Here is a 23,480-nt window from a genome sequence, read left to right on the forward strand (position 1 = left end):
GTAGGAGGCGGCGCGGTGCGGACAGGGTTGGCCGGAGGGGCGCGGATGGATCATGGGAGTGCTGGGCACAGAGGCGGTCGGGTGCACGGGGGGGCCTGTCGCGGGGGAGGGCGCGACCGGCGCTCCCGTGGACGAGACCCCCTTTGTGCCCAGTAATCCGATGATCCATTCCCGCTCTTTCGGGTAATGGTGTCACCACCGCGCGTGATGGGACTCTCGTTGCGAGACCGGTGCACTGCGACCGGCGCGTTACATGGGAGGGCATTTCTCTATGTCGGTAGGCGATGAGGTCCGCACGGATCAGGGCAGGCCGCAGCAGTCCCTCGGGACGGCGGCAGCGCGGAACCTGGCCACCACCACCAAGTCCGTTCCGCAGATGCAGGAGATCACCTCCCGCTGGCTGCTGCGCACGCTTCCCTGGGTGGACATCCAGGGCGGCACATACCGGGTGAACCGGCGGCTGACCTACGCCGTCGGAGACGGCCGCATCACCTTCGTGAAGACCGGGGACCAGGTGGAGGTCATCCCCGCCGAGCTCGGCGAACTGCCGGTGCTGCGGTCGTACGAGGACGAGGAGGTGCTGACCGAACTGGCCCGCCGCTGCCGCCAGCGGGCCTTCGCGCCCGGCGAGGTCATCGCCGACTTCGGCAACCGCAACGACGGGGTCTACCTGCTCGCCCACGGCCGGGTCGAGAAGGTCGCCACCGGCCCCTACGGCGACGACTCGGTCCTCGGCGTCCTCGCCGACGGCGCCTACTTCGGCGACCAGGCGCTGCTGGACGGTGAGGCCATCTGGGAGTACACGGTCCGCGCGGGCACCGCCACCACCGTGCTGATCCTCAGCCGCCAGGACTTCCAGGAGGTCGCGGAACGCTCGCCCTCGCTGCGCGACCACCTCGCGCAGGTGCGCTCGATCCCGGAGCAGCGCACCAACAAGTACGGCGAGAAGGCGGTCGAGCTGGCGGCCGGCCACTCCGGCGAGCCGGACATCCCGCACACCTTCGTCGACTACGAACCCCGGCCGCGCGAGTACGAGCTGAGCATCGCGCAGACGGTGCTGCGCATCCACTCCCGGGTGGCCGACCTCTACAACCAGCCGATGAACCAGACCGAGCAGCAGCTGCGGCTCACCGTCGAGGCGCTGAAGGAGCGCCAGGAGCACGAGCTGATCAACAACCCGGACTTCGGCCTGCTCAGCAACTGCGAGTACGAACAGCGGATCCAGCCGCACGCCGGCGTGCCCAGCCCCGACGACATGGACGAACTGCTCAGCCGCCGCCGCGGGACCAAGCTGTTCCTCGCCCACCCGCGCGCGATCGCCGCGTTCGGACGCGAGCTGAACAAGCGCGGGCTGGTGCCGGAGACCATCGACATCGGCGGCAACCGCATCCCCACCTGGCGCGGTGTGCCGCTGTACCCGTGCAACAAGATCCCGATCAGCGAGGCGCGGACCACCTCGATCATCGCGATGCGTACGGGCGAGGAGGACCAGGGCGTCATCGGCCTGCGGCAGTCCGGCATCCCGGACGAGATCGAGCCGAGCCTGTCCGTCCGCTTCATGGGCATCAACGAGCAGGCGATCATCAAATACCTGGTCACGGCCTACTATTCGGCCGCCGTCCTGGTTCCGGACGCGCTCGGTGTGCTGGAGAACGTCGAGATCGGCCGCTGGAGGTGACGTTTCCGCACGTCGCGGCCGTGTCCCCGGCCGCCGGGGCGGGTACACCCTCGGGGTACGCGTCCGGCCGGGCCGGCGTCGCCGGCGCCCGCGGACCTGGCGAGGGGGAGGCATGGCCGACTTCATGACGGAGACCGAACACCGATCCTCCGGTGTGTCCCACAGCGGCGCACCGGGGGACCGGCGGGACAGCGGGGGCACCGGCCCCGGCCCGCTCGACGGGCAGGAGGCGGCGGCACTGCTGGAGCGGACCCGGGCCCTGGTGGACCCGGAGCTGCGCGCCGCCGTCGAGTCACTGCCCGACTCCATGCGCCGGATCGCGCGCTACCACTTCGGCTGGGAGCACGCGGACGGCACCCCGGCCGAGGGCAACGCCGGCAAGGCGATCAGGCCGGCCCTGGTGCTCGCCGCGGCCGCCGCGCTCGGCGGCCCGGCGGCCCGGGCGGCGGCCGTCCGGGCCGCGGCGGCGGTGGAACTGGTCCACAACTTCACCCTGCTGCACGACGACGTGATGGACCGGGACCCCACCCGCAGGCACCGGCCCACGGCCTGGACCGTGTTCGGGGACACCGACGCGATCCTCGCCGGGGACGCGCTCCAGGCGCTCGCGCTGCGGCTGCTGGCCGAGGACCCGCACCCGGCCGCCGGACGGGCCGCCGCCCGGCTCGCCGACTGCGTGGTGGAGCTGTGCGCCGGTCAGCACACCGACACCGACATGGAGCGCCGCGCCCCGGACGAGGTCACCCTGGACGAGGTGCTCGCCATGGCCGAGGCGAAGACCGGGGCCCTGCTGGGCTGCGCCTGCGCCCTGGGCGCGCTGTACGCGGGCGCCGGGCCCGAGGAGGCGGCCGCGCTGGACGGCTTCGGCCGCCAGGCGGGGCTGGCCTTCCAGCTGATCGACGACGTCATCGGTATATGGGGCGATCCGCTGCGCACCGGCAAGCCGGCCGGCGCCGATCTGGCGGCCCGCAAGAAGTCCCTGCCGGTGGTGGCGGCGCTCGCCTCCGGCACCCCGGCGGCGGCCGAACTCGCCGTGCTCTACGGCAAGCCGTACGTCTCCGGGGACAGCGAGGGCATCGCGCGGACGGCGCTGGCCGTGGAGCAGGCCGGTGGCCGGGACTGGGCGCAGGCGGAGGCGGCCGACCGGATGGCCCGGGCGATGCAGGAGCTGGCCCGGGCGATCCCCGACCCGGAGGCGGCGGGCGGGCTGCTGGCCCTCGCCGAGTTCGTGACCCGGCGCAGCAGCTGAGCGCCATCGCCGCCGGCCCGTCCGGCGGCCCGAAGGACCCGGAGTCCCCGGGCCCGTGCGGCTCCTGACCCCGCACGGCGCCCCGGGGGCTCCGGCCGGGCGGGCTCCGCACATCCCCACAGTGTGCGGGGCCCGCCGTCTACCGTGGGGCCATGCCGAAACCGACCCGCATCCTCCACCTCACCGAGCGCTCCCTGTGGGAGACGGCGCGCGAGCGCGGCACCTACGAGATGTCGACCCGCGGCCGCACCCTCCGGGAAGAGGGCTTCATCCACTTCTCCAGCCGTGCCCAACTCCCGCGCGTCGCCGCCTTCCTGTACGGAGACGACGGCCCCGAGGACCTGGTGGTCCTGGAGGTGGACCCGGACCGGCTGGACGCGCCGCTGCGCTACGAGGCGGCCGAACCCGGGGGCGAGGAATTCCCGCACTTGTACGGCCCGTTGCCGGTCACGGCCGTGGTGGAGGTGACGCCCTGGGCGGCGAACTCCTCTTCGGACTGAGGGAGTTCAGGCGGCCGCCGGCTGCTGGAAGCAGCGCAGCAGATTGCCCGCCGGGTCACGGAAGGCGCAGTCGCGCACGCCCCACGGCTGGTCGGTCGGTTCCTGGAGCACATCGGCGCCGTACTCGCGCAGCCGCTTCCACAGCGCGTCGCAGTCGTCGGTGGCCAGGATGACCCCGCGCAGCATGCCCTTGGCGAGCAGTTCGGCCAGGGCCAGCCGGTCGGCCGGGGAGGCGTCCGGGTTGGCGCCCGGCGGCTCCAGCACGATCTCCACGCCCGGCTGGTGCGGCGAGCCGACGGTCACCCACCGCATCCCCTCGAAGCCCACGTCGTTGCGGACCTCCAGGCCGAGGACGTCACGGTAGAAGGCGAGGGCCTTGTCGTGGTCGTCCACGGCGATGAAGCACTGCGCGAGTCTCACATCCATGGCATCACGCTAAGCCGCCGCGGCCGCCGCCGCGCGCGGCTCGGTCGGATCAGCAGGGCCGGCGGCGGGGCCGGGTGAACGTGCGCGCCACACAGGACGGGATCACCGCGGCCGGTTCGTGCGCGTCCGCCCGGTAGGCGCTCGGCGTCCGGCCGACCAGCTCGGTGAAGCGGGAGCTGAAGGAGCCCAGCGACGTACAGCCCACGGCCAGGCACACCTCGGTCACGGTGAGGTCGCCCCGGCGCAGCAGCGCCTTGGCCCGCTCGATCCGGCGGGTCATGAGATAGCTGTACGGCGTCTCGCCGAAGGCCTTGCGGAAGCTGCGCTGGAAGTGGCCGGGGGACATCAGGGCGTCGCGGGCCAGCTCGGTCATGTCGAGCGGTTCCGCGTACTCGCGGTCCATCCGGTCGCGCACGCGCCGCAGCCGTCTCAGATCCTCCAGGGTCACGGCCACAGCTTGGCACAGGGCACCGACACCCGGCCGGGGAAGGAGTGACACCGGTCCCGGTGCCGCATCCGTCGGGGCCGAGGCCTCCGCCGCGGCACCGGGGCCGGTGTCCCCGTCGGTCAGGCGGAGCCCAGCAGCTCGCGCAGGGCGGCCGTGTCGATGACGTGGGCACGCATCGGGAACACCTTCTCCAGCAGCACCCGGTGCACCTCCTGGTCGTGGTCGGCGACGCCGTCCGACAGCACGACGACGCGGAAGTCGCGGTCGGCGGCGTCGGTGAGGGTGGACAGGACGACACCGCTGGTGCTGATCCCGGAGAGGACCAGGGTGTCGATGCCGCGCTCGCGCAGCCGCTCGTACAGGTCGGTGGTGGAGGCCGCGCCGATGCGGACCTTGCGCACGACGATGTCGCCGTCCTGCGGCGCGATCCGCTCGTCGACCTGGGTGGCCGGGTCCTCGATCCGGCGCGCTGTGCACGAGTCCGGCCGCCTTCAGCACGGCGAGGCTCTGGGCGATGGCCTGAGGGGTGACGTGCTCCAGCACCGCGAGCTGCGCCGCCGTGACGCGCGATCCGGCGAGGGGCGGGGCCGAGGCTCAGGGGCCCGGTGCCGAGGGCGCGGCGCGCCGGCCGGCGTCCCGGGCGACGCCGCGGGACGCCGCACCCGTCGGCGACTCCGCCCGCGTTTCACCAACCGCTCGCCGGGCGGGGGCGTTTCCTCGCCGTCGAGCAGCGAAGCGAAGTCGGGGGCCAACAAAAAACCGCACCCGGACCGCCATGGCCGCCGAACTCGTCGGCGGCCTGCGGGCCGGGTGCGGGAGGTAGACCAGACGACTAAGGAAATCGCAGGTCAAACGGCATGACCGAAGGTCAGGCCTTCTTGGTCTCCCAGAAGATCTTGTCGATCTGGGCGATGTAGTCGAGCGCCTTCTGGCCCGTCGCCGGGTCGGTGGACGCCTTGGCGGCCGAGAGGGCCTTCAGGGTGTCGTTGACCAGCTGGTGCAGCTCGGGGTACTTCTCGAAGTGCGGGGCCTTGAAGTAGTCGCTCCAGAGGACGGAGACGTGGTGCTTCGCGAGCTCCGCGCGCTGCTCCTTGATGACGGTGGCACGCGCCTGGTAGTGGGGGTCGTCGTTGCCGGCCATCTTCTCCTGGACGGCCTTGACCGACTCCGCCTCGATGCGGGCCTGGGCCGGGTCGTACACGCCGCAGGGCAGGTCGCAGTGGGCGCTGACCTTGACCTTGGGGGCAAACAGGCGGGAAAGCATGGAGCATTCCTTCCTCGTGATCGTCTTCTCAGGTGCGACATTACTCCCTGAGAGACCTGTTTTCCTGAGTGCCCCCTAGGGCTTAGGACAAAAGTCCAGGGTCAGACTGAGACTGGTGGAGGAACGGACCGGGGAGGTGCCGGGAATGCCGGAGCTGTCGCAGGAGAGCGAGCGGGGGAGGTCCGCCGCGCCGTTCGGGCTGGCCGAGGTGACGGGGCCGTCCATGGTCCCCACCCTCCAGCACGGCGATCAGCTGCTGGTGCGGTACGGGGGTGCGGTCAAGCCGGGCGACGTCGTGGTGCTGCGGCATCCGTTCCAGCAGGACCTGCTGGTCGTCAAGCGGGCCGCGGAGCGGCGCGAGGGCGGCTGGTGGGTGCTCGGGGACAACCCGTACGCGGGCGGGGACAGCACCGACTACGGGGTCGTGCCCGAGGAGCTGATCCTGGGCCGGGCGGTGCTGCGCTACCGGCCGCTGCGGCCCGGTCAGCGTTCGCCGCTCGCGCTGCTGCGCTGGGCGTTCTCGGCCGCGCGGCCGCTGCTCGCCGACCGGTCGGCCTCCAGGCGCTTGCGGGCGCGGTAGGCGGCCACGTTGGCCCGGGTCGCGCAGCGGTCGGAGCAGTAGCGCCGGGAGCGGTTGGTCGAGGTGTCCAGGTAGGCGTTGCGGCAGGGCAGCGCCTGGCACAGGCCCAGGCGGTCCACGCCGTACTCGGTGAGGTGGAAGGCGAGGCCCATCGCCGCGATCGCCGCGTAGCCGGCGGTGGCGTTGGAGGGGTGGTCGGCCAGGTGCATGTGCCACAGCGGGCGGCCGTCCTCGTCCCGGTGGTCGTGGCCGGAGATCTGGGGGCTCACCGGGAACTCCAGCAGGAGCGAGTTCAGCTGGTTCACCGCGAGCGTCTCGTCGCCCCCGTCGGCCGCCTCGAAGACCGAACGCAGCCGGGCCCGCACCGAGCGGAAGCGGGTGACGTCGGCGTCGGTGGCGCGCCGGGCCGCGGACGCGTTGGCGCCGAAGAGGTCCCGCACGGCCTCGACCGAGGTCAGGGAGTCCTTGCCCCGGGCCGGCTCCTCGCTGTTGACGAGGCGTACGGCGTAATCCGAGTAATAGGCCAGTTCCACTTGTAGTCCTTACGAGGGGCGCTCTATCGTCGTACCTGCGGTCGGGTAACAGCCGATCGCGCTTCCAGGGTATTACCCAACCGAGGGGAAAGGCGGGTTCCATGACCACGGGTACCGGAACCGACTGGGCGGCCTGGCAGGAGAGCTGGGACCGGCAGCAGGAGTGGTACATGCCGGACCGGGAGGAGCGCTTCCGGATCATGCTCGACATGGTCGAGGCCCTCGTGGGGAAGGCCCCGCGCGTGCTCGATCTCGCCTGCGGCACCGGCAGCATCACCGCCCGGCTGCTGGCCCGGTTCCCCGAGGCCACCAGCACCGGCGTCGACCTCGACCCGGCCCTGCTCGCCATCGCGCGCGGCACGTTCGAGGGCGACGGGCGGGTCTCCTTCGTGACCGCCGACCTCAAGGACCCCGACTGGACCGCCCGGCTGCCGTACGAGTCGTACGACGCCGTACTGACCGCGACGGCCCTGCACTGGCTGCACAGCGAACCCCTCGCGGCTCTCTACGGTCAGGTCGCGCGGCTCGTCCGCGACGGCGGTGTGTTCATGAACGCGGACCACATGATCGACGAGAGCACGCCCCGGATCAACGCGGCCGAACGCGCCCAGCGGCACGCCCGCATGGATCAGGCCAAGGCGGACGGCGCCCTCGACTGGGCCGACTGGTGGCAGCTGGCCGCGAAGGACCCGGTGCTCGCCGAGCCGACCGCCCGCCGCTACGAGATCTACGGCGAGCACGCGGACGGCGACATGCCCTCCGCCGCCTGGCACGCGCGGGTGCTGCGGGAGAAGGGCTTCGGCGAGGCCCGGCCGGTGTGGTGCTCGCCGTCCGACACGCTGCTGCTCGCCGTCAAGTAGCCGTGGGGAGGGGGCGGTACGGCTCGCCCGTACCGCCCCCTCCCCACGCCCGGCTACAGCACCTTCGAGAGGAACGACTGCGTCCGCTCGTGCTGCGGATCGGTCAGTACGTCCCGCGGATGGCCGGATTCGACCACCACACCGCCGTCCATGAAGACCAGGCTGTCGCCCACCTCCCGGGCGAAGCCCATCTCATGGGTGACGACGACCATGGTCATGCCGGACTCGGCCAGGTCGCGCATGACGTCCAGGACGTCGCCGACCAGCTCCGGGTCCAGGGCCGAGGTCGGCTCGTCGAAGAGCATCAGCTTGGGGTCCATCGCCAGCGCCCGGGCGATGGCCACCCGCTGCTGCTGGCCGCCGGAGAGCTGCGAGGGGTAGTTGCCCGCCTTGTCGGCCAGGCCCACCCGCTCCAGGAGCTGCGCCGCCCGCTCCCTGGCCTCGCTCTTGGCGACGCCCCTGACCTGGACCGGCGCCTCCATGACGTTCTCCAGCGCCGTCATGTGCGGGAACAGGTTGAAGCGCTGGAAGACCATGCCGATGTCCCGGCGCTTCATGGCGACTTCGCTGTCCTTGAGCTCGTACAGCCTGCCGCCCCGCTGGCGGTATCCGACCAGCTCGCCGTCGACGTACAGCCGGCCGGCGTTGATCTTCTCCAGGTGGTTGATGCACCGCAGGAAGGTCGACTTGCCCGAGCCCGAGGGGCCCATCACCGCGGCGCCGCAGCCCCGGGGGATCCCGACCGACACACCGCCCACCCCGCGGACCCGGGTGCCGTCCTCCCCGTACACCTTGGCCACGCCGGCCAGCGTCAGCGCGGGCGTCCCGCCCCGTTCGCCGCCCCGGGGCCGGCCCCCGCCGCGCCCCACCCGCCCCGGCGCTCGTCCCCCCGCCTCGCCCGCCCCCGCCACCCGCCCTCCCGGCCGCTCCGCTTGCACACTGCCCCCCGCCCCCCGGCGCGCCCACCGGGCGGCCCGCCGGCACCCCCCCCCCGCACCGCGGCCCCCCCCCCGCTCACCTGCTCCTGCGGCACCCGTGAGCCGCCCGCCCGGCACCGCCGGCGCCAGCGCGCGCCGCCCGCCCCGCGGGTGCGGGCCGACCACATCGTGGCCACCGCGGCGCCCCCCTTCCCGAGCTGCTCCGCCACCTGCAGGAACTTTCCGACGCCCGCGACGACATCGCCCTGATCGCCTTCCGCGCCGACCCGGGCGGCTGACCTTGCGCGCTGATCACGAGGCGGCCGTCCGGGCAGGGCGGCCCCGGCCGTGCCCGGAGCCGTTGGTGATGGTGGTGCCGTCGTGCTTCCGCGGCACTCGCGAGAGCATTGCGATCTGACCCCTTGTCAGGATGTGCGCCGTTGCCTACGTTTGTGCGGCGAGTCCTTGGCACAGCGGGTCCACAGGCCCGCGTCGGCCATTTCCCGCTCCTCAGTGCACGACAAACCATGGAGGCTTCACATGCCCGTAGCCGTGCCGGAACTGCTGGAAGCCGACGGATTCCGCGACGCGGGTCCGCTGGAGATCGACGACGAGGCGATCGTGTTCGAGGACGACGACCGCGCCGACCGCGAGCACACGGCGTGCCTCTCCGACCCCTGGGTGACCGCCACCACCCGCTTCTCGTGTGACCTGAACTCGTAGCGGTGGCCGTCTCCATCGCCGGCCGCAGCGGTTGGTCCGACGACACGTGGTCGTACCTGAACGATCCGCGGATGCCGGCGATGGAACACGGCTGGAAACTGCACGTATCGGCGCGCCCCGGCAACCTCGACGCCGTGACCCGGCTCGTCCTGCCCGTGCTGTCCCGACACGTCTGCCACGCGAAATTCGCCCGCGACCCCGAGACGCTGCGCCGCCTCAACTCCGGGGTGGTGAGCGCCGGCGCCGTCGGAAAGGCGATCACCGTCTACCCCCTGGCAGGCACCGTGGTCGAGGTCGCCCGGGAACTCGCCGCCGTACTGCGTGACCGGGAGGGCCCGCGGGTCGTCAGCGACCGGCGGGTCGACCCTAGGGCCCCGGTCTACTACCGCTACGGCCCCTTCACCGGCGACTACCGGACCGGCCGAGCCGGACGGCTCGAATCCGTCATGACCGGGCCGGACGGCCAGGTCTTCGACGGCCTGGCCGTCGGCCGCTACCGGTGCCCACCCTGGGCCGAGGATCCCTTCGCGAGTGGTTGCGGACACGGTGACGAGCCGTCCGCGCCCGGCTTCGGCGGCGGCCGCTACACGGTCACCGCCGGCATCGCGCGTGCGCCCCAGGGCAACGTCTACCGCGCGGTCGACCGCACTCTCGGGCGGCCGGTGGTGGTCAAACAGGCGAGGGCCTTCGTGGGCGAGGACGAGTCCGGTACGGACGCCCGCCACCGGCTGCGCAACGAACACAGGGTCCTCACCGCGCTCGACGGAGTCACGGGCGTGCCCCGCGCCCGGGACTACTTCGCCCACCAGTCGGACGAGTACCTGGTGATGAGCAGCTGCGGCAACCGGGACCTGCGCAGGGAGGTCCTGCGGAACGGCCCCTACCGGGACGACGACACCCGGCCGGCGCGCGCCCTGTCCGCCCTCGCCTCCCGGCTCCTGCGCATCCTGGACGCGATCCACGGCCGGAACGTGGTCGTGCGCGATCTCAAGCCCGACAACGTCGTGCTCGACGACTCGGGCCACTGTCACGTGATCGACTTCGGGATCAGCGAGTTGGACGGCGCCGGCCTGGGCGGGTCGACCCCCGGATACAGCGAACCGGTTCTGCGCACGACCGGACCGGCCGCTCCCGCCGACGACCACTACGCCCTCGGCGCGACCCTCTTCTTCGCCGCCACCGGCATGGACCCGGTGATCGTCGACACCGACCACGAGGTCAACCGGGACAGGACCCTGGCCTGCCTGGCATGGGCATTGCCCGGACGCGCCCACCGGGAGATCCGGTCGTCGATCACCGGCCTGCTGAGCTTCGACCCCGCCGTACGGACCACCGCCGCCGACCGCCTGCGCACCGGCACGGCCGGAGCCGCACACCGGCCCGCGCGCCGGCCCGCGCGCCCCCGGCTCGACAGCGACCTGCTGGACGAACTCATCGAGCACACGGCCGCGTTCTGCGTCGGCGAAGCGCACGCGATCGTGGACCCGGTACGGGCCGCGCAGCTGAACGTCCCCACCGCGATCGACGTCTACGGCGGCAGTTCGGGACTCGGGCTGGAACTCCTCCACCATGTGCACCGGCCCCATGTGCGTTCGGCCGTCACCGAGTTGGCACGGTGGACGGCGCAGCAGTCCAGGAACCTCCCACCCGGCCTCTACACGGGGCACACCGGCGTGGAACTCTTCCTGGCGCAGGCGGAGTCGGAGACCGTGTCGGAGGCGGACACGGGGGCCCGGCATCCCGTCCTGCCGGACCGCGCGCCGGACGGCGGACCGCCGGAGGCGGACCTGATCGCGGGCGCCGCCGGAATCGGCCTGGGCCGGCTGCTGCTCGCCCGACACGCTCTGCGCTCCGGTCGCCGACACGCCGCGGACCGGCACCTCGCCGTCGCCGCCGAGTGCGACCGGATGCTGGCGTCGGGCGCCGCCCGGCTGAGCCCGACCGGTTCGGACACGGCCGGTGGCGCCGCACTCCGCGAGGGCCTCGCGCACGGCGAGGCAGGCATCGTCTGCTTCCTGCTCGAATACGGCGGCGCGACCGGGGACCCTGCCGCGGTCAGCCGCTCCGAGCAGGCCGCCACGCGCTTGGCCGCCGTGACACCTGACATCATCGCGGCGGCCACCGAACCGGGGGCGACACGCCGCTACGGCTCGTGGTGCCGGGGCCTGGCCGGCATCGGCACCGTACTCGTCCGGGCCGCCGAACGCCTCGGCGAGCCCGAGTACCTCCACCTCGCCCAGCGGGCCGCGCGTGCCTGCGCCACGCTGGCGCCACGGATGCCGCTCGTCACGCAGTGCTGCGGACTGGCCGGCGTGGGCGACCTGATGGTGGACGTCGCGGAGGCGTCCGCGTCCGAGGAGTTCTGGGATGCGGCCAAGACCGTCGCCCTCCTCATCCTGAGCCGCAGTGGCGGCACCTGGTCCCGTCCCGTGTTTCCGGACACCGGTCTGACCCGGTCGAGTGCCACCTGGGCCGGTGGCTCCGCGGGCGTGCTGGCCTTCTTCCGACGACTGCACGACCGGGGCGGTCCCCGGCTCGGCCTCGTCGCCTGACCGGGGCCGCCGGCACCGGTGGCCCGGCCGCCCACATCGTCACGGCCACGACCGGCCCGGCCCGGTCCGACCCGACCAGCTCCCCCGTCCGGGGCGTTCGCGTGCGCCGACCTCGGCGGCGTGGCGTGTCGGGTGAGTCGCCCCGCGGTCGGCGCGGCGCGCGCCGCCTCGCCTCCCGGCTGCAGATGTTCGAGGTCGATCAACCCGGCCCGCAGGCATGCAGGGCCCGCCGTTTGATCGAGCTCGGTTACGGCATCCCGGACCGGCTGCACCTCGTACCGGTCGGCTTCGAGGCCGACGCGTCCTGGTGGGAGCAGTTGATCGGCGCCGGGTCCGACACCGGCCGGCGGTCGTCGTCTCCACCGGCGTCCGCATGTACCCGCTTCACCACGAAGGCGGACGCGAGCGGCACCTCGGCGCTAATGGTGGTCGAAGGCCAGGAGCTTGGCGATGCCGTTGCGCTGGATCTCGGACGTGCCGGTCAGGATGCGGAACATGCGGATCTTGCGGAAGAGGTACTCGATCTCGTTGCCCTGGGTGAGTCCTTCCTTGCCGTGGATCTGCACGGCCTCGTCGAGGATGCGGAAGGCGGACTCGGCGACGAACAGTTTGCACATGAAGGCTTCCGCCTGCGCGTCACGGCCTGCGTCCAGGGCCGCCAGCGCGGCATAGGTCATGGATCGGGCGGCGTAGAACTCCGTGGCCATGTCGGCGAGCTTGTGCTGGATGGCCTGGAGCATCAGCAGGGGCCGGCCGCCCGCCACGTGGTGGTTCCGGGCGCGGTCGAGGGTCAGGGCGAGGGCGCGGCGAGTGGCGCCGAGGACGGTGGGGCAGTGCAGGAGGCGGTTGGTGGTGACCCGGCCGAGCGCGATGCGCATGCCCTTGCCTTCTTCCCCGAGGAGGTTGGCGGCGGGGACGTGGCAGTCGTCCAGGACGATGTCGCTCTCGATGTGTTCGCCCGACATGGGGGTCGCCCCGTCCTCGACACGGCAGCCGGGGCTGTCCAGGTCCACGAGGAATGCGGAGAACCGTGGTTTGTCGCCCTCCCGCTCGCCGGTGCCGGCCATGCGGGCGACGACGATCGCGAAGTCGGCGAAGGGGCCGGCGGAGGAGAAGACCTTGTGCCCGGTCAGCCGGTAGCCGTCACCGTCGGCGTCGCGTACGGCGACCGTGCGCATGGAGCGGACGTCGGAGCCGGCGTCGGTCTCGGTGAGGGAGAAGCAGCAAGCCCGCTCGCCGCGGATCAGCGGCAGCAGGTACGTCTCCAGCTGGTACTCGGTGGCGTGTTTGAGGATGTCGCCCGCGCGAAGGGGGCCGCCCATGTCACCGAGCACGCTGTGGGCGAGGACCCGCCCACTGGCGCCGATCTCCTCCTTCAGGGCGGCGAGCTGGGTGTGGGTGAGGTTCTGGCCGCCGTACTCCACGGGCAGGTGGATGCCGTAGAAGCCGAGTTCGCGGCTGCGGCGCCAGACCGGTTCCAGCTCGGCGCGGGTGAGGCGGCTGGCGTGGGTCAGGCCGCGTGCGTTTTCGTGGTCGGCGAGTTCGCCGTCGAGGTAGTCGCGCAGGCGGTCGACGAGTTCGGCGGTGCGCGGGTCGTCGTAGGCGGGGCGGAGGGAGAAGGTCACGGCAGGGCTCCGAACAGGATGCGGTCAGTTGACGCGGCGGGTGGCGTGCGCCCAGAAGGGTTCGCGTACGGCTTTGCGGTCGAGCTTGCCGTTGCGGTTGTGGGGAAGTTCGGGCACGAAGTCGACCGAGCGTGGTTTCTTGAAACGGTCCAGCCGGTCGGCGCAGAAGGTGATCAGTTCCCCCGCGGTGACCCGCGTGCCGGGGTGGGTGACGACGACGGCTTTGACGGCCTCGCCCCACTGCTCGTCGGGCACGCCGACCACACAGGCTTCCTGTACGGCGGGGTGCTCGTACAGGGCGGCCTCGACCTCGGTGCAGTAGATGTTGAAGCCGCCCGAGATGATCATGTCCTTCTTGCGGTCCACCAGGAAGAGGTAACCGTCCTCCCGCATCCAGGCCAGGTCCCCGGTGTGCACCCAGCCGTCGCGGAAGGTCTGCGCCGACAGTTCCGGCTCCCGCCAGTACTCCCGCACGCAGTCCGGTCCGCGCACGATCACCTCGCCGATCTCGCGAGGGCCGAGCTCCCGGCCCGTCTCGTCGACGACGCGTACCTCGGTGTCGTAGGACGCACGGCCGCACGACTGGAGCAGTTCCGGGTCCTCCTTCACGGCATGGGCGATCTCCTCGCTGCTCAGGCCCGCGACGACACTGGTGGTCTCGCCCAGCCCGTAGCCCTGGGCGACGACCGGACCGAAGAACCCCACCGCGTCCCGCAGGCGCTGCGGTGAGATGGGCGCGCCGCCGATGCGCACACTCGTCAGCGAGCGCAGGTCGTGGTCGGCGGCGCCGGGATGGGCGAGCACCGTGTTCAGCATGGCCGGCACCAGGAAGGTCGCGGTGATGCGTTCCTTCTCGACCGTCTCCAGGAAGCTCTGCGGGCTCCAGCTCGGCAGGACGTAGGTGGTCGAACCGCCGAACACCCCGGCGAGCAGGCCCATGCCGGTGGCGTGGGTGATGGGACCGCAGGCGAGGTAACGGGTACCGGGACGGGGGCGGGACTCGTCGGCCATCAACTGCTTGCGCATGTTGGCGAGGCGGTTGCCGACCGTCTGCACCGCGGCCTTGAGCGCGCCGGTGGATCCGGAGGTGAAGTTCAGGACGCAGGGAGCGTCCTCCGGGACCTCGACGCGGACGGGCGCCTCGCCGCCCTCGGCCGACAGGTCGCTGTAGGAGACCTCGCCGGGCTGTGCGCCGTCGAGGCAGATCGGCACGCATCCGGTACCCGCCGCGGCGACGGCCGCCAAGGCGTCCTCACGGTGGGGGGCGTCGTAGACGAGGGCGCGGACGGGGGCGTAGCGCAGGATGTGCTCGATCTCGCCGGCGCCGAGCCGGGCGTTGATCGGTGCGCGCGTCAACCCGGCCTTGTACAGCGCGAATTCCACCTCGACCAGTTCGCCGCGGTTCCACGCGAGGGAGGCCACGGCGTCGCCGGGGCGCAGCCCCCGGCCGGCCAGGGCGGAGGCCAGGCGGTTGGCCGCCCGATCCAGGTCGGTGAAGCTCCAGACGCGGTCCCCGCAGACGAGGGCGGGGGCCTGGGGCCAGTAGCGAGCGCTGCGTGAGAGGTAGATGCCGAGATTCATGAGGGCCTACTCGGTAGTGGGGGTTCGTTGCTAAACATGCCGATCAATTGCAGACACTCTGTTCAGTAAACGACTGACGTGTCAAGAGTCTCTAGACTGGCCCCGCGTGCGCCACCGCGGCCATGCGTGGAGATCGAGAGGGAGAGGTGCATGGCGGAGGACAGGCGGACCAGACGCTCACGCCGGGCTCTGGGGACGGCCTTGGTGGAGCTGGTCCTGGAGCGGGGCTTCACCGCGCTGACCGTGGAGGACATCACCGAGCGTGCGGACGTGGCACGCGCGACCTTCTACGCGCACTTTCGCGACAAGGAGGACCTGTTCGCGCGCGTGACCGCCGACCTGCTGTCCGAGTTGTCCGAGCGCCTGGCGCCCGCGGTCGCCGAGAGCGCGATCGGGTTCACCGGCAAGCCGGTCCTGGAGATGCTGCGGCACGCACACGAGGAGCGCGATCTGTACCGGATCGTGCTGCGCGGCGAGGGTGACGGCAAACCACTGCAGATGTTCGTGGACGCCTGCGCCCGGGCCACGACCGAGGAGTTCCGCGCCCGCGCTGAACGCAACGCCGTACGACCGCGCATCGACCCCGAACTGCTGGCCCGGGTCTGGGTCGGGGAGCAGGTCGCGGTGCTGCGTTGGTGGGTCGAGCAGGACACCCCGTCGTTGCCGGCCGCCGAGGTCGTCCGCATGCTGCTCGACCTGGCGTTGCACGGCCGCTACTGGGCCAGCGGCTTCGAGCCGCCGGCCTGAGCCGCACGTTCCCCGGCGGTTCGGCCCGCCGGGAGCAACCGGCGGGCGTCCCGCTCGGGCCGGATCGCAGCCAGAGCTACCAGACCGCAGACCGTCATCACCCCGGCCGACACCAGAAAAGCATGGGTGTATCCGGCGCCCTGCGAGGGCGCCGAGTCCAGCAGGCGTCCGGTCAGGTACGGCGCGATCAGCCCGGGCAGGGTTCCGGTGGCGGCGACGATGCCGAACACCGCACCCCGCTGCGAGGGCGGCACGACAGCGGCTGTCGTCATGTAGTGCAACGGAAAGGCGATGGAGTGCGCGCCGAACGCCACCGTGATCAGTGCCAGGAGCAGCGGCCGTGCCTCCGCGAAGGGGAGGGCCGCCATGGCCAGCGCGGCGACGGCGACGGCGATTCCCTGCGGCGCACCGCACGACCAACGGCTGCGAACTCCATGCCGGTTCAGTGCGTCGACCAGTGGTGACACGGCCAGCAGCAGGACGAAGCTGAACGCCGAGACACCGCTGATGAGTGCGGCCGCCCTGCCCGGTGGCATGCCGAGCTGCGTGCGCAGATAGGTGGGCAGCCACGCCTGACTCAGGGACAGGGCCCAGGAGGCGCCGAAGGCACCGGTGACGCTCCCCAGCACGGTGCCGTTCAGCAGTAGCCTGCGGTACGGCAGCCGGTGCGCGGACCCGGAGCCGGACGCGGCTCCGGGCGCGGGCTCGTGGCCGTACGGCCCGTCGTGCCCGGTCCGCCACCACAGCAGGCTCCACACCGCGCTCGTCACCGCGAGCGCGGCGAAGGCCGAGCGCCAGCCGAACGCGATGATCAGCCAGGTCACGACTGGTGCGGCGATCAGCGTGCCCAGCGCGGCGCCGCTGATCTGCAACGCCGACGGCAGGCCCCGCCGGCCCTCCGGGAACCACTTGTACAGCGCGTGCATGGACATGGGCGCGGCCGGCCCCTCGGCCGCGCCCAGCAGGACGCGTCCCGCCGCGAGCGCCGGCGCCGTCGCCACGAGGAGCACGGGCAACTGCGCCACCGCCCACAGGGCGGCCATGGCGACCAGGAGCACCCGGCTCGATACCCGCGCGGAAACGAACCCGACGACCAGGCCGGAAAGGCTGAACAGCACGGCGAAGGAGCTGGAGACAAGTCCGTAGGTGCTGTTGCTGATGTGCAACTCGTCCATGATCGGCACGGCCGCGAGGCCCAGGACGGACTTGTCCGCGTAGTTGACCAGCATGAACGCCACGATCAGCGCGGTGATCAGCCAGGCGCGTCGACCACCGGTGCGCGGATCCGGTGGAGGGCCGGCGGCATCCGTGCGGGGGATGGGTCGGGGCTGCTGCTTGGCCATGGGCACTCCTGCGGCTCTGGAGCATCGAGAGAGAAGTACGTTCCTGAACAGCTTGTCTTGTAACAGACGAGTTGTTTTGGCAACCTAGGCGCCGGACAGCCGCGAGGTCAACGCCTCGAGAGCACCGCACTCGGAAAACCTGATCTGCACCAGGAGTGACCCATGCCCGAGACAGCCCCGCTGAGCGATCTGCGGTGGACCCGCGGCTACACGGATCCCGCCTGGATCCGCCGCTTCATGCTCCAGGGGCGCGAACTGTCACCCAGCCGACGGGTGTGGCGGGGCCAGGGGCCCGCGCGCCCCCTGCCGCGCGCCGAGGCCGATCTCGACGCCCTCGACGTGGTGACCACCGACGCCGGCACGCTCAAGCTCCCGGACCTGTTCGCCGCGGCCCAGACGGACGCGTTCCTCGTGATGCACCGAGGCCAGGTCCTCTACGAGCGTTATCCGCACGGCGCCGAGGCGCACACCCCTCACTTCAACGCCTCGGCGGCCAAGTCCTACCTCGGGCTCGTCGCGGCGACGCTCGCTCATCAGGGGGTCCTGGACCGTACGGCGACGGCCTCCGCCTACGTACCGGAACTCGCCGGGACCGCCTTCGGGGACGCCCGGGTGCAGGATTTGCTGCACATGGGCACCCAGGTGAGCTATGCGGGCCGCCCCTTCGACAAGGCGACCGAGGCCCAGCGGTACCACGCGGTGATCGCCCCTCAGCTGCGGCCGTTCGGCTACAGCGGTCCCACGACCATCCGCGAGCATCTCCTGACGGCCCGCGCCACCGGGGCCCCGGGGAAGGGGTTCCGCTATGAGAACGGCAACGTGGAGACGCTGGCCGAAGTCCTCCGCCGGGTCACGGGCCTGACCACGTCCGCCCTGCTCAGCGACCAACTGTGGGCCAGGATGGGCGCGCAGGAGGACGCTTACTACATCCTGGACAGCGACGGTGTCGAAGCCGCCTGCGGAGGCTTCAGCGCCACCGCACGCGATGTGGCCCGGCTCGGTGAGATGCTGCGCTGCGGCGGGGCGGTGGAGGGCAGGCAGGTGGTTCCGGAGGAAGTGGCCCGCACGATCGCCAGCGGCGTGCCTGACGGCTACCCCCGCCACGTCCGCTTCCCGGCCGCGCCCCCCGCCTCACCGGCCACCCTCTCCTACCACGACCTGTGGTGGATCCTGAACGACTCCTACGGTTCCTACATGGCCAGCGGCATCCACGGCCAGCGGCTGTTCGTGTCGCCGGGCCTGGACCTCGTGGTCGTCCACTTCGGTTCGCAGGTCATGTCACCTACGGTGCCGCCGGTCCCGCTGGTGCAGGCGTTCGTCCGGATCGGGGTCCACCTCAACTCCTGACGCGTGCGCCGGGCCGGGCCGGGCGGCGCCGTCCGGCCCGGCCGCGGACGAGCGGTGCGCGGCACGGGAACATTCCGGCACCGGCTGTTCGTGCTCCTGGAGGCCATTCAGGTGGCGGTCACCACGCCGGGCACCACGTCGTGGCGGTCGGGGCCGGATGGATCCGTGGTCTCCCGCAGGACCCGGCGGCGTCCCGGGCGGCCGCTGCGGTGCGATCAGCGTCGCCCTCGCCGTCGCGCTGCGCGAGGCCGTAGCGCCTCGCCACCGCAATCGTCACCGACGCCTCGGCACCCGCTCCGGGCCCGGTCGCGCGGACGCCGGGCAGGCGTACGCGCGGTGAGCGGCGGCAGCACACCGGAGGTGGCGTCTGGCGCTGTCCGTCGCCCTCGCGCTCCGCACCGCGCGGCCGGGCCCGAGCGTGGTCAGGAATTGACGATGCTGCGCACGTTGTCGATCGAGCCGCAGTCGGCCTTCAGTCGGCGCTCGCGCTCCTCCGTGAACGCCACTCCCAGTTCCTCGCGCCGCTCCATCGCCACGTTCTCGCGCGCCCCGTTGAGGATGGTGCGTTCCTCCTCGTCGGTGTGGTGGGTGACGGCTTCCACCAGTGCCTCCAGCTTGGAGTCCCACTCCTCGGAGCCGACCTCCTTCACCTCCAGGAGGTCCAGCAGTGCCTTGTTGCCCTCGTCGTGCTCGTGCTCGCCGTGCTCGACCTCTTCGTCGTCGATGTCCTTGTATCGCTTCAGGGCGGGATAGACCTTGGCCTCCTCGGCCAGCGCGTGAGCGATCAGCAGGCCCGCGAACTCCTGGAGCGCCACGGCCCGGTCGGCTTCGACGCTGCGCATGAGGCGGAACAGATCTTCCATGCGCCGGTGGTCTTGCAGGATGAGCTCGACGACGTCATGTGTCTCGGCCATGGCAGGGCACCACTTTCGTGCGAACGGTTGGGCCACTACCGCATACCCTGACCGTCCGCGCTGATGACTTCCGGGTTCCGCGGCCCCGACCCCGAGGTCGGCGAGCTGTCCAGGTGCCGTCCAGCGATTGAGCGGGGCGGTCCACCGGGCCCCCACCGCCATGCGAAATGTGCATGAGCACCGATGTGCTCAGCGGCGACGAAAGGAGCCGCCGGACCGGCCGCGGGCAGTGCGACCGGCCGGTCGGTCTTCGGCTCAGCCCTCCACTGCCTCGGCCAGCCGTGCGGCGGCCTCCGGCCAAGCCGACGGCGTGGCGACCAGTGCCCGCAGGGACCTGACCTGGCGCGGCTGGCAGACCGATGGCCAGGGCTCCTGTGACATGGCCCGACGTGCCGTACAGCGCGGCCAGCCGCAGCGGGTCCTTGTCGAGGCGCAGCACTTGGACCCGCTCCGCGTCGGCCAGGACGCCGTACGCCTGGAGCTTCAGGCTGTACTGGTCGGACCAGAAGTAGGGCACCGGAGCGAACGGACGGCGTTCGCCGAAACGCTCGGGATCCAGCTCGGCCAGCAGATTGCGGGCGGCGGCCAGGCCCTGCTCGCTGGCGTTCATGCGGTGCTCGATCCGCAGGTGTCGTCGCAGCACGGGGTGGTACCAGCGGGCCACGTCGCCCGCGCCGTACAGCCCGGGAGCCGCTGCGCAGAACTGGTCGCAGACGAGACCGTCGGACAGGTCCGGTCCGGCCGCGTCGGCACCGGGCCCGCGCAGCCAGTCGACGGCGGGAACGGAGCCGATGGCCAGGAGGACGTCGTCGGCCTCCACGACGGTGCCGTCGGCAAGGACGATGCCGCTCACCCGTCCGGACCGCTCGGTGATGCCCGTGACCGCCTGTCCTGTGTGCAGGGCGACACCGTGGGCGCGGTGGGCCTCGGCGAGAAGCCCTCCGACCTCGGCGCCCAGCACCTGCTGCATGGGGGTGTCCCGGGTGCCGACGAGGGTTACGTCGTGGCCGAGCGTGCGCGCCACGGCGGCGGCCTCGGCGCCGAGCACACCGCTGCCGACGACGGCGAGCCGCCGGCCGGGCGCGGCCAGGCGCCGGCGCAGGCGGAGCGCGTCGTCGAGGGTGCGCAGGACGTGCACACCCTGGACCCCTGCGGTGCCGGGCAGGCCACGGGGTGTCACACCGGTGGCGGCGATGACGCCGGCACACTGCAGGACGGTCTGCCCGTCGCCGTCCAGGGTGAGCGCGCGCCGCGCCGGGTCGTAGGCACGGGCACGGGTGCCCAGCCTCAGATCGAGTTCCAGGCCGGCGATCTGAGTGGCGTCCCGCAGCGCGGTGCGCTCGGGCTCCCAGTCGCCGGAGAGAACCTGCTTGGACAGCGGCGGCCGGTCGTAGGGCAGGTGGGGCTCGTCGCCGACGAGGGTGATCTCCCCGTCCCAGCCCAGGCGCCGCAGCCCCTCCGCCGCGGCCAGTCCGGCCGCGGCGGCGCCGACTACGGCTATGCGGGGGCGGGCGGAGCTCATTCCCGCACCTGGATGGCCGCGGCCGGGCAGATGGTGGCGGCCTCACGGACCGCGGCGTGCTGCGCGGCGTCCGGGGAGGCGTTCAGCAGGACGACGATGCCGTCCTCGTCGCGCTGGTCGAAGACCTCGGGGGCGACCAGCACGCACTGGCCGGCGCCGCAGCACTTGGCCTCGTCGACGGTGATCTTCAGTGTTTCCTTCTGTGGGGGTGTGATACCTGGGGGCTTTGTGAGGGTGCGGTCACCAGGTGACCGGCAGGGCGTGGCAGCCGTAGATGACCATGTCGGTGCGGAAGGGGATCTCCTCGACCGGCACGGCGGGACGCATCCCGGGGAAACGGCGCAGCAGGGTGGTGATGACCACCTGAAGCTCGGCGCGGGCCAGGGCTTGGCCCAGACACTGGTGGATGCCGTAGCCGAAGGCCACATGGTGCTGGGCGTTGGGGCGGCGGATGTCGAGCCGGCCGGCGTCGGGGAAGGTGTCCTCGTCGCGGTTGGCGGACGGCACGGCGACGATGACGCCCTCGCCCTTCCGGATGAGCCGGCCGCCGACCTCCACGTCCTCCAGGGCAGCGCGGCGCGGACCGTTGCGGATGATGCTGTGGAAGCGCAGCAGCTCCTCGACGGCGCCGCGGATGAGGGAGGGGTCCTCGCGCAGCAGGTCGGCGGTCTCCCGGTCGAGCATCAGGGTGAGCGCGCTCAGGCCGATCATGTTGGCCGTCGTCTCGTGTCCGGCGACCAGCAGCAGCACGGCGAAAGCGACGAGGTCGTCGTGGGTCAGCTCGCCGATGTCGTACTGCTCGGTGATCAGGCGGCTGAGGATGTCGTCCCCCGGCTCGGCCTTCTTCGTCTCGACCAGGTTGTCGATGTAGGTGAGGAGCTCGGTGCGGGCCGCGCCGCGGTCCTCCTCGGGGATCTCCCGGGAGAGCAGGGCGCCGGTCAGCCGCTGGAAGGTGTCGTGGTCCTCGTAGGGCACACCCAGCAGCAGGCTGATGGCGAGCGAGGGCAGCGGCAGCGCCAGGGCCTTGACCAGGTCGACGGGGTGCTCGGAGCGGTCGACGCGCTCCATGGCGTCGCACAGCTCGTCGGTGAGCTTCTGCAGGGTCGGGCGCAGTGCCTCGATCCGCTTGACCATGAAGTCGCGGGTGACCAAGCGGCGCAGCCTGGTGTGCTCCGGCGGGTCCATGCGGATGAAGCCGCGGGTGGCGCCGGGACGCGGTCCGCCGCCGGTCATGCCGCTGATCGGATAGCCGGGGGTGGAGGTGTCGGAGCTGAAACGCGTGTCGCCGAGGATCGCCCGGACGTCCGCGTAACGGGTGGCCAGCCAGGCCCAGCCGCCGTCGTCCAGGGCGACCTTCGACAGGGGTTCCTCGATCCGCAGCCGGGCCAGCCCCGCCGGGGGGTCGAAGGGGCAACCGGAGGGCGGCTGGGTGGGAAGCGCGGGGAGTGCTGCGGTGGTCATGCCGCTCCTTGGTGGGGAGAACACGTTGGATAACAGCTGTTAGCTTACATCTGTATCTCTAGGGCGTGCGGCGGTCCGGGCGCAAGGAAAAGTGAAGAAGAACCGGCGGACCGGTGGACGGCGCGCCAGGGCCGCCCCGCCACGGAAGCACCGGCCAGGGGACGCGCCGACCAGGGAAGCGCTGCTCAAAGGTGCGCGCGAGGTGAGGGACGCACCGGTCAGGGGACGCGGCTGCGCTGGTCAGGGCACGCGGCCGCTCAGAGGACGCGGCTGCTCAGGGGCGTGCCGGGCAGGGACGTGCGGGTGGCGCGGGTCAGCGCTCCAGCAGGAGGCCAAGCAGCTCGTCGACGAACCGGTCGAGCCGGGCGGGGTCCTTGCGGCGCGGCATCACCTGCCACAGGGTGATCCGGCCGTGCAGCGCGCACCACAGCATGTACGGGGCGTCCGCGCGGGTGCCCCGCACCCTCCAGCCGGCCTCCTCGCACGCGGTGAGCGCCCGACTCAGGCCACGCAGGAGCAGCCCCGCGGGATGGCCGTGCAGGCGCTCCTCGTCCACCGGGGTCTGCCAGGTCTCGGACATCAGGCGGTACTTCGCCGGGTTCGCGATCGCGAATCGACAGTACGCGGTCAGCTGGGACCGCAGCCGTTCCTGCGGGTCGTCGGCGGGTGCCGAGTTGTCGGCCTCGGCCATGATCTCGGCCAGCCGCTCGTAGTGCTCCGCCAGCACCGCCCACACCAGTTCCGTCTTGTCGGAGAAGTGGCGGTAGATGCTCGGGGTGGCGATGCCCACCTCCCGGGCCACCGCGCGCAGCGACAGCGCGTCCTCGCTGCCCACCTGTTCCAGCAGCCCCCCGGCGGCCCGCAGGATCTCCTCACGCAGCCGTTCGCCCTGCCCGCGCGGATTGCGTACGCGGATGGTCCGCTCGCCGGCGGCCCCGACGGTCCCGCCACCGTTCTGCTTCTGCTCGGCCACCGCCGCACCTCCCTCGCATCCGGACACCGGCACCGCAGCGGCCGGAGAGCACCGTGCGCGGATCGGCACGCGGCACCGACCCGAACCTACATGACACGCCGGGCCTCCTGGCCGCCGCGGCCATCGGCGCCGCCCACGATCCGCGATGCAAGGTGGGCCCGGCGCCTCAGCGCACATGCGAAGTCGCGCACATACGAGGTCGAGCCCGCCCGTCGAGCCACACGGCCAACGAGACAG

General features: G+C 72.1%; 23 protein-coding genes and 1 pseudogene. 10 read left to right on the forward strand and 14 right to left on the reverse strand.

From position 1 onward, the window contains the following. Positions 1–271 precede the first annotated feature (271 nt). From FRZ03_RS15035 to FRZ03_RS15045, 3 genes are all read left to right on the forward strand, one after another. A complete protein-coding gene (locus tag FRZ03_RS15035) occupies positions 272–1,678 on the forward strand; it encodes a family 2B encapsulin nanocompartment shell protein (protein ID WP_146465658.1) in 1,407 nt (468 codons plus the stop codon). Positions 1,679–1,790: 112 nt separating this feature from the next. Then, the gene (locus tag FRZ03_RS15040; protein WP_146465659.1) at positions 1,791–2,927 is read left to right on the forward strand and encodes a family 2 encapsulin nanocompartment cargo protein polyprenyl transferase; all 1,137 of its coding nucleotides are present in this window, start codon (positions 1,791–1,793) and stop codon (positions 2,925–2,927) included. A 152-nt stretch (positions 2,928–3,079) separates the two neighbouring features. Continuing rightward, on the forward strand, positions 3,080–3,427 hold the full coding sequence (locus FRZ03_RS15045) for a DUF952 domain-containing protein (RefSeq protein ID WP_146465660.1): 348 nt from the start codon (positions 3,080–3,082) through the stop codon (positions 3,425–3,427). 6 nt (positions 3,428–3,433) lie between these two features. On the opposite strand, the gene FRZ03_RS15050 is transcribed toward FRZ03_RS15045, so the two are convergent. From FRZ03_RS15050 to sodN, 4 genes are all read right to left on the reverse strand, one after another. Then, positions 3,434–3,853, reverse strand: a complete 420-nt coding sequence (locus FRZ03_RS15050) for a VOC family protein (RefSeq protein WP_146465661.1) — start codon at positions 3,851–3,853, stop codon at positions 3,434–3,436. Positions 3,854–3,902: 49 nt separating this feature from the next. Further along, positions 3,903–4,256: a helix-turn-helix transcriptional regulator gene (locus FRZ03_RS15055; protein WP_398660440.1), complete on the reverse strand. Its 354-nt coding sequence runs from the start codon at positions 4,254–4,256 to the stop codon at positions 3,903–3,905. Between the two features lie 164 nt (positions 4,257–4,420). Continuing rightward, entirely contained in the window at positions 4,421–4,762 is a 342-nt protein-coding gene (locus FRZ03_RS15060; RefSeq protein ID WP_146465663.1) for a cysteine hydrolase family protein, read from the reverse strand. 407 nt (positions 4,763–5,169) lie between these two features. Then, on the reverse strand, positions 5,170–5,565 hold the full coding sequence (sodN, locus tag FRZ03_RS15065; protein WP_064535234.1) for a superoxide dismutase, Ni: 396 nt from the start codon (positions 5,563–5,565) through the stop codon (positions 5,170–5,172). Positions 5,566–5,710: 145 nt separating this feature from the next. On the opposite strand from sodN, the gene sodX reads away from it, so the two are divergent. After that, positions 5,711–6,145 carry a nickel-type superoxide dismutase maturation protease gene (sodX, locus tag FRZ03_RS15070; RefSeq protein ID WP_146465819.1) on the forward strand — a complete coding sequence of 145 codons (435 nt, stop codon included), beginning with the start codon at positions 5,711–5,713 and terminating at the stop codon, positions 6,143–6,145. Here sodX and FRZ03_RS15075 read toward each other — a convergent pair. Further along, entirely contained in the window at positions 6,049–6,678 is a 630-nt protein-coding gene (locus FRZ03_RS15075; protein ID WP_146465664.1) for a CGNR zinc finger domain-containing protein, read from the reverse strand. The genes sodX and FRZ03_RS15075 overlap by 97 nt on opposite strands. A 101-nt stretch (positions 6,679–6,779) precedes the next feature. Here FRZ03_RS15075 and FRZ03_RS15080 point away from each other — a divergent pair, with 101 nt between their 5' ends. Then, positions 6,780–7,538: a class I SAM-dependent methyltransferase gene (locus FRZ03_RS15080; protein WP_146465665.1), complete on the forward strand. Its 759-nt coding sequence runs from the start codon at positions 6,780–6,782 to the stop codon at positions 7,536–7,538. A 53-nt stretch (positions 7,539–7,591) separates the two neighbouring features. On the opposite strand, the gene FRZ03_RS15085 is transcribed toward FRZ03_RS15080, so the two are convergent. Continuing rightward, positions 7,592–8,641 (reverse strand): amino acid ABC transporter ATP-binding protein, encoded by a 1,050-nt coding sequence (locus tag FRZ03_RS15085; RefSeq protein WP_315902646.1) that lies wholly within the window; start codon positions 8,639–8,641, stop codon positions 7,592–7,594. 354 nt (positions 8,642–8,995) lie between these two features. Here FRZ03_RS15085 and FRZ03_RS15090 point away from each other — a divergent pair, with 354 nt between their 5' ends. The 3 genes and pseudogenes from FRZ03_RS15090 to FRZ03_RS40295 form a co-directional block, all read left to right on the forward strand. Beyond that, entirely contained in the window at positions 8,996–9,178 is a 183-nt protein-coding gene (locus FRZ03_RS15090; RefSeq protein WP_146465666.1) for an SflA family class IV lanthipeptide, read from the forward strand. A gap of 2 nt (positions 9,179–9,180) precedes the next feature. Beyond that, a complete protein-coding gene (gene lanL, locus FRZ03_RS15095; RefSeq protein ID WP_146465667.1) occupies positions 9,181–11,730 on the forward strand; it encodes a class IV lanthionine synthetase LanL in 2,550 nt (849 codons plus the stop codon). A gap of 167 nt (positions 11,731–11,897) precedes the next feature. Continuing rightward, a pseudogene (locus FRZ03_RS40295) lies at positions 11,898–12,109 on the forward strand (class I SAM-dependent methyltransferase); the annotation flags it as partial. A 40-nt stretch (positions 12,110–12,149) separates the two neighbouring features. On the opposite strand, the gene FRZ03_RS15105 reads toward FRZ03_RS40295, so the two are convergent. Beyond that, the gene (locus FRZ03_RS15105; protein WP_146465668.1) at positions 12,150–13,355 is read right to left on the reverse strand and encodes an acyl-CoA dehydrogenase family protein; all 1,206 of its coding nucleotides are present in this window, start codon (positions 13,353–13,355) and stop codon (positions 12,150–12,152) included. 24 nt (positions 13,356–13,379) lie between these two features. Then, on the reverse strand, positions 13,380–14,936 hold the full coding sequence (locus FRZ03_RS15110; RefSeq protein ID WP_146465669.1) for a class I adenylate-forming enzyme family protein: 1,557 nt from the start codon (positions 14,934–14,936) through the stop codon (positions 13,380–13,382). Positions 14,937–15,086: 150 nt separating this feature from the next. On the opposite strand from FRZ03_RS15110, the gene FRZ03_RS15115 reads away from it, so the two are divergent. Beyond that, a complete protein-coding gene (locus FRZ03_RS15115; RefSeq protein WP_146465670.1) occupies positions 15,087–15,683 on the forward strand; it encodes a TetR/AcrR family transcriptional regulator in 597 nt (198 codons plus the stop codon). Here FRZ03_RS15115 and FRZ03_RS15120 read toward each other — a convergent pair. Further along, on the reverse strand, positions 15,650–17,026 hold the full coding sequence (locus FRZ03_RS15120) for an MFS transporter (RefSeq protein WP_146465671.1): 1,377 nt from the start codon (positions 17,024–17,026) through the stop codon (positions 15,650–15,652). The two genes, FRZ03_RS15115 and FRZ03_RS15120, sit on opposite strands and share 34 nt — an antisense overlap. Before the next feature lie 162 nt (positions 17,027–17,188). On the opposite strand from FRZ03_RS15120, the gene FRZ03_RS15125 reads away from it, so the two are divergent. After that, a complete protein-coding gene (locus FRZ03_RS15125; protein WP_146465672.1) occupies positions 17,189–18,373 on the forward strand; it encodes a serine hydrolase domain-containing protein in 1,185 nt (394 codons plus the stop codon). A gap of 422 nt (positions 18,374–18,795) precedes the next feature. On the opposite strand, the gene FRZ03_RS15130 is transcribed toward FRZ03_RS15125, so the two are convergent. From FRZ03_RS15130 to FRZ03_RS15150, 5 genes are all read right to left on the reverse strand, one after another. Beyond that, a complete protein-coding gene (locus tag FRZ03_RS15130) occupies positions 18,796–19,287 on the reverse strand; it encodes a hemerythrin domain-containing protein (RefSeq protein ID WP_146465673.1) in 492 nt (163 codons plus the stop codon). Further along, complete coding sequence (locus FRZ03_RS15135) at positions 19,271–20,809, reverse strand: NAD(P)/FAD-dependent oxidoreductase (protein ID WP_146465674.1); 1,539 nt, start codon at positions 20,807–20,809, stop codon at positions 19,271–19,273. Before FRZ03_RS15135 ends, FRZ03_RS15130 begins: the two co-directional genes overlap by 17 nt. After that, positions 20,806–21,000, reverse strand: coding sequence for a ferredoxin (locus tag FRZ03_RS15140; protein WP_070029219.1), 195 nt, complete (start codon positions 20,998–21,000; stop codon positions 20,806–20,808). The genes FRZ03_RS15135 and FRZ03_RS15140 overlap by 4 nt, the downstream gene beginning before the upstream one ends. A gap of 49 nt (positions 21,001–21,049) precedes the next feature. Continuing rightward, positions 21,050–22,270, reverse strand: a complete 1,221-nt coding sequence (locus tag FRZ03_RS15145) for a cytochrome P450 (protein WP_146465675.1) — start codon at positions 22,268–22,270, stop codon at positions 21,050–21,052. Positions 22,271–22,583: 313 nt separating this feature from the next. Continuing rightward, positions 22,584–23,243, reverse strand: a complete 660-nt coding sequence (locus FRZ03_RS15150; protein ID WP_261399067.1) for a TetR/AcrR family transcriptional regulator — start codon at positions 23,241–23,243, stop codon at positions 22,584–22,586. Between the last annotated feature and the right edge of the window lie 237 nt (positions 23,244–23,480).

It is taken from the genome of Streptomyces misionensis, from assembly GCF_007896895.1.
Lineage (GTDB): Bacteria > Actinomycetota > Actinomycetes > Streptomycetales > Streptomycetaceae > Streptomyces > Streptomyces misionensis_A.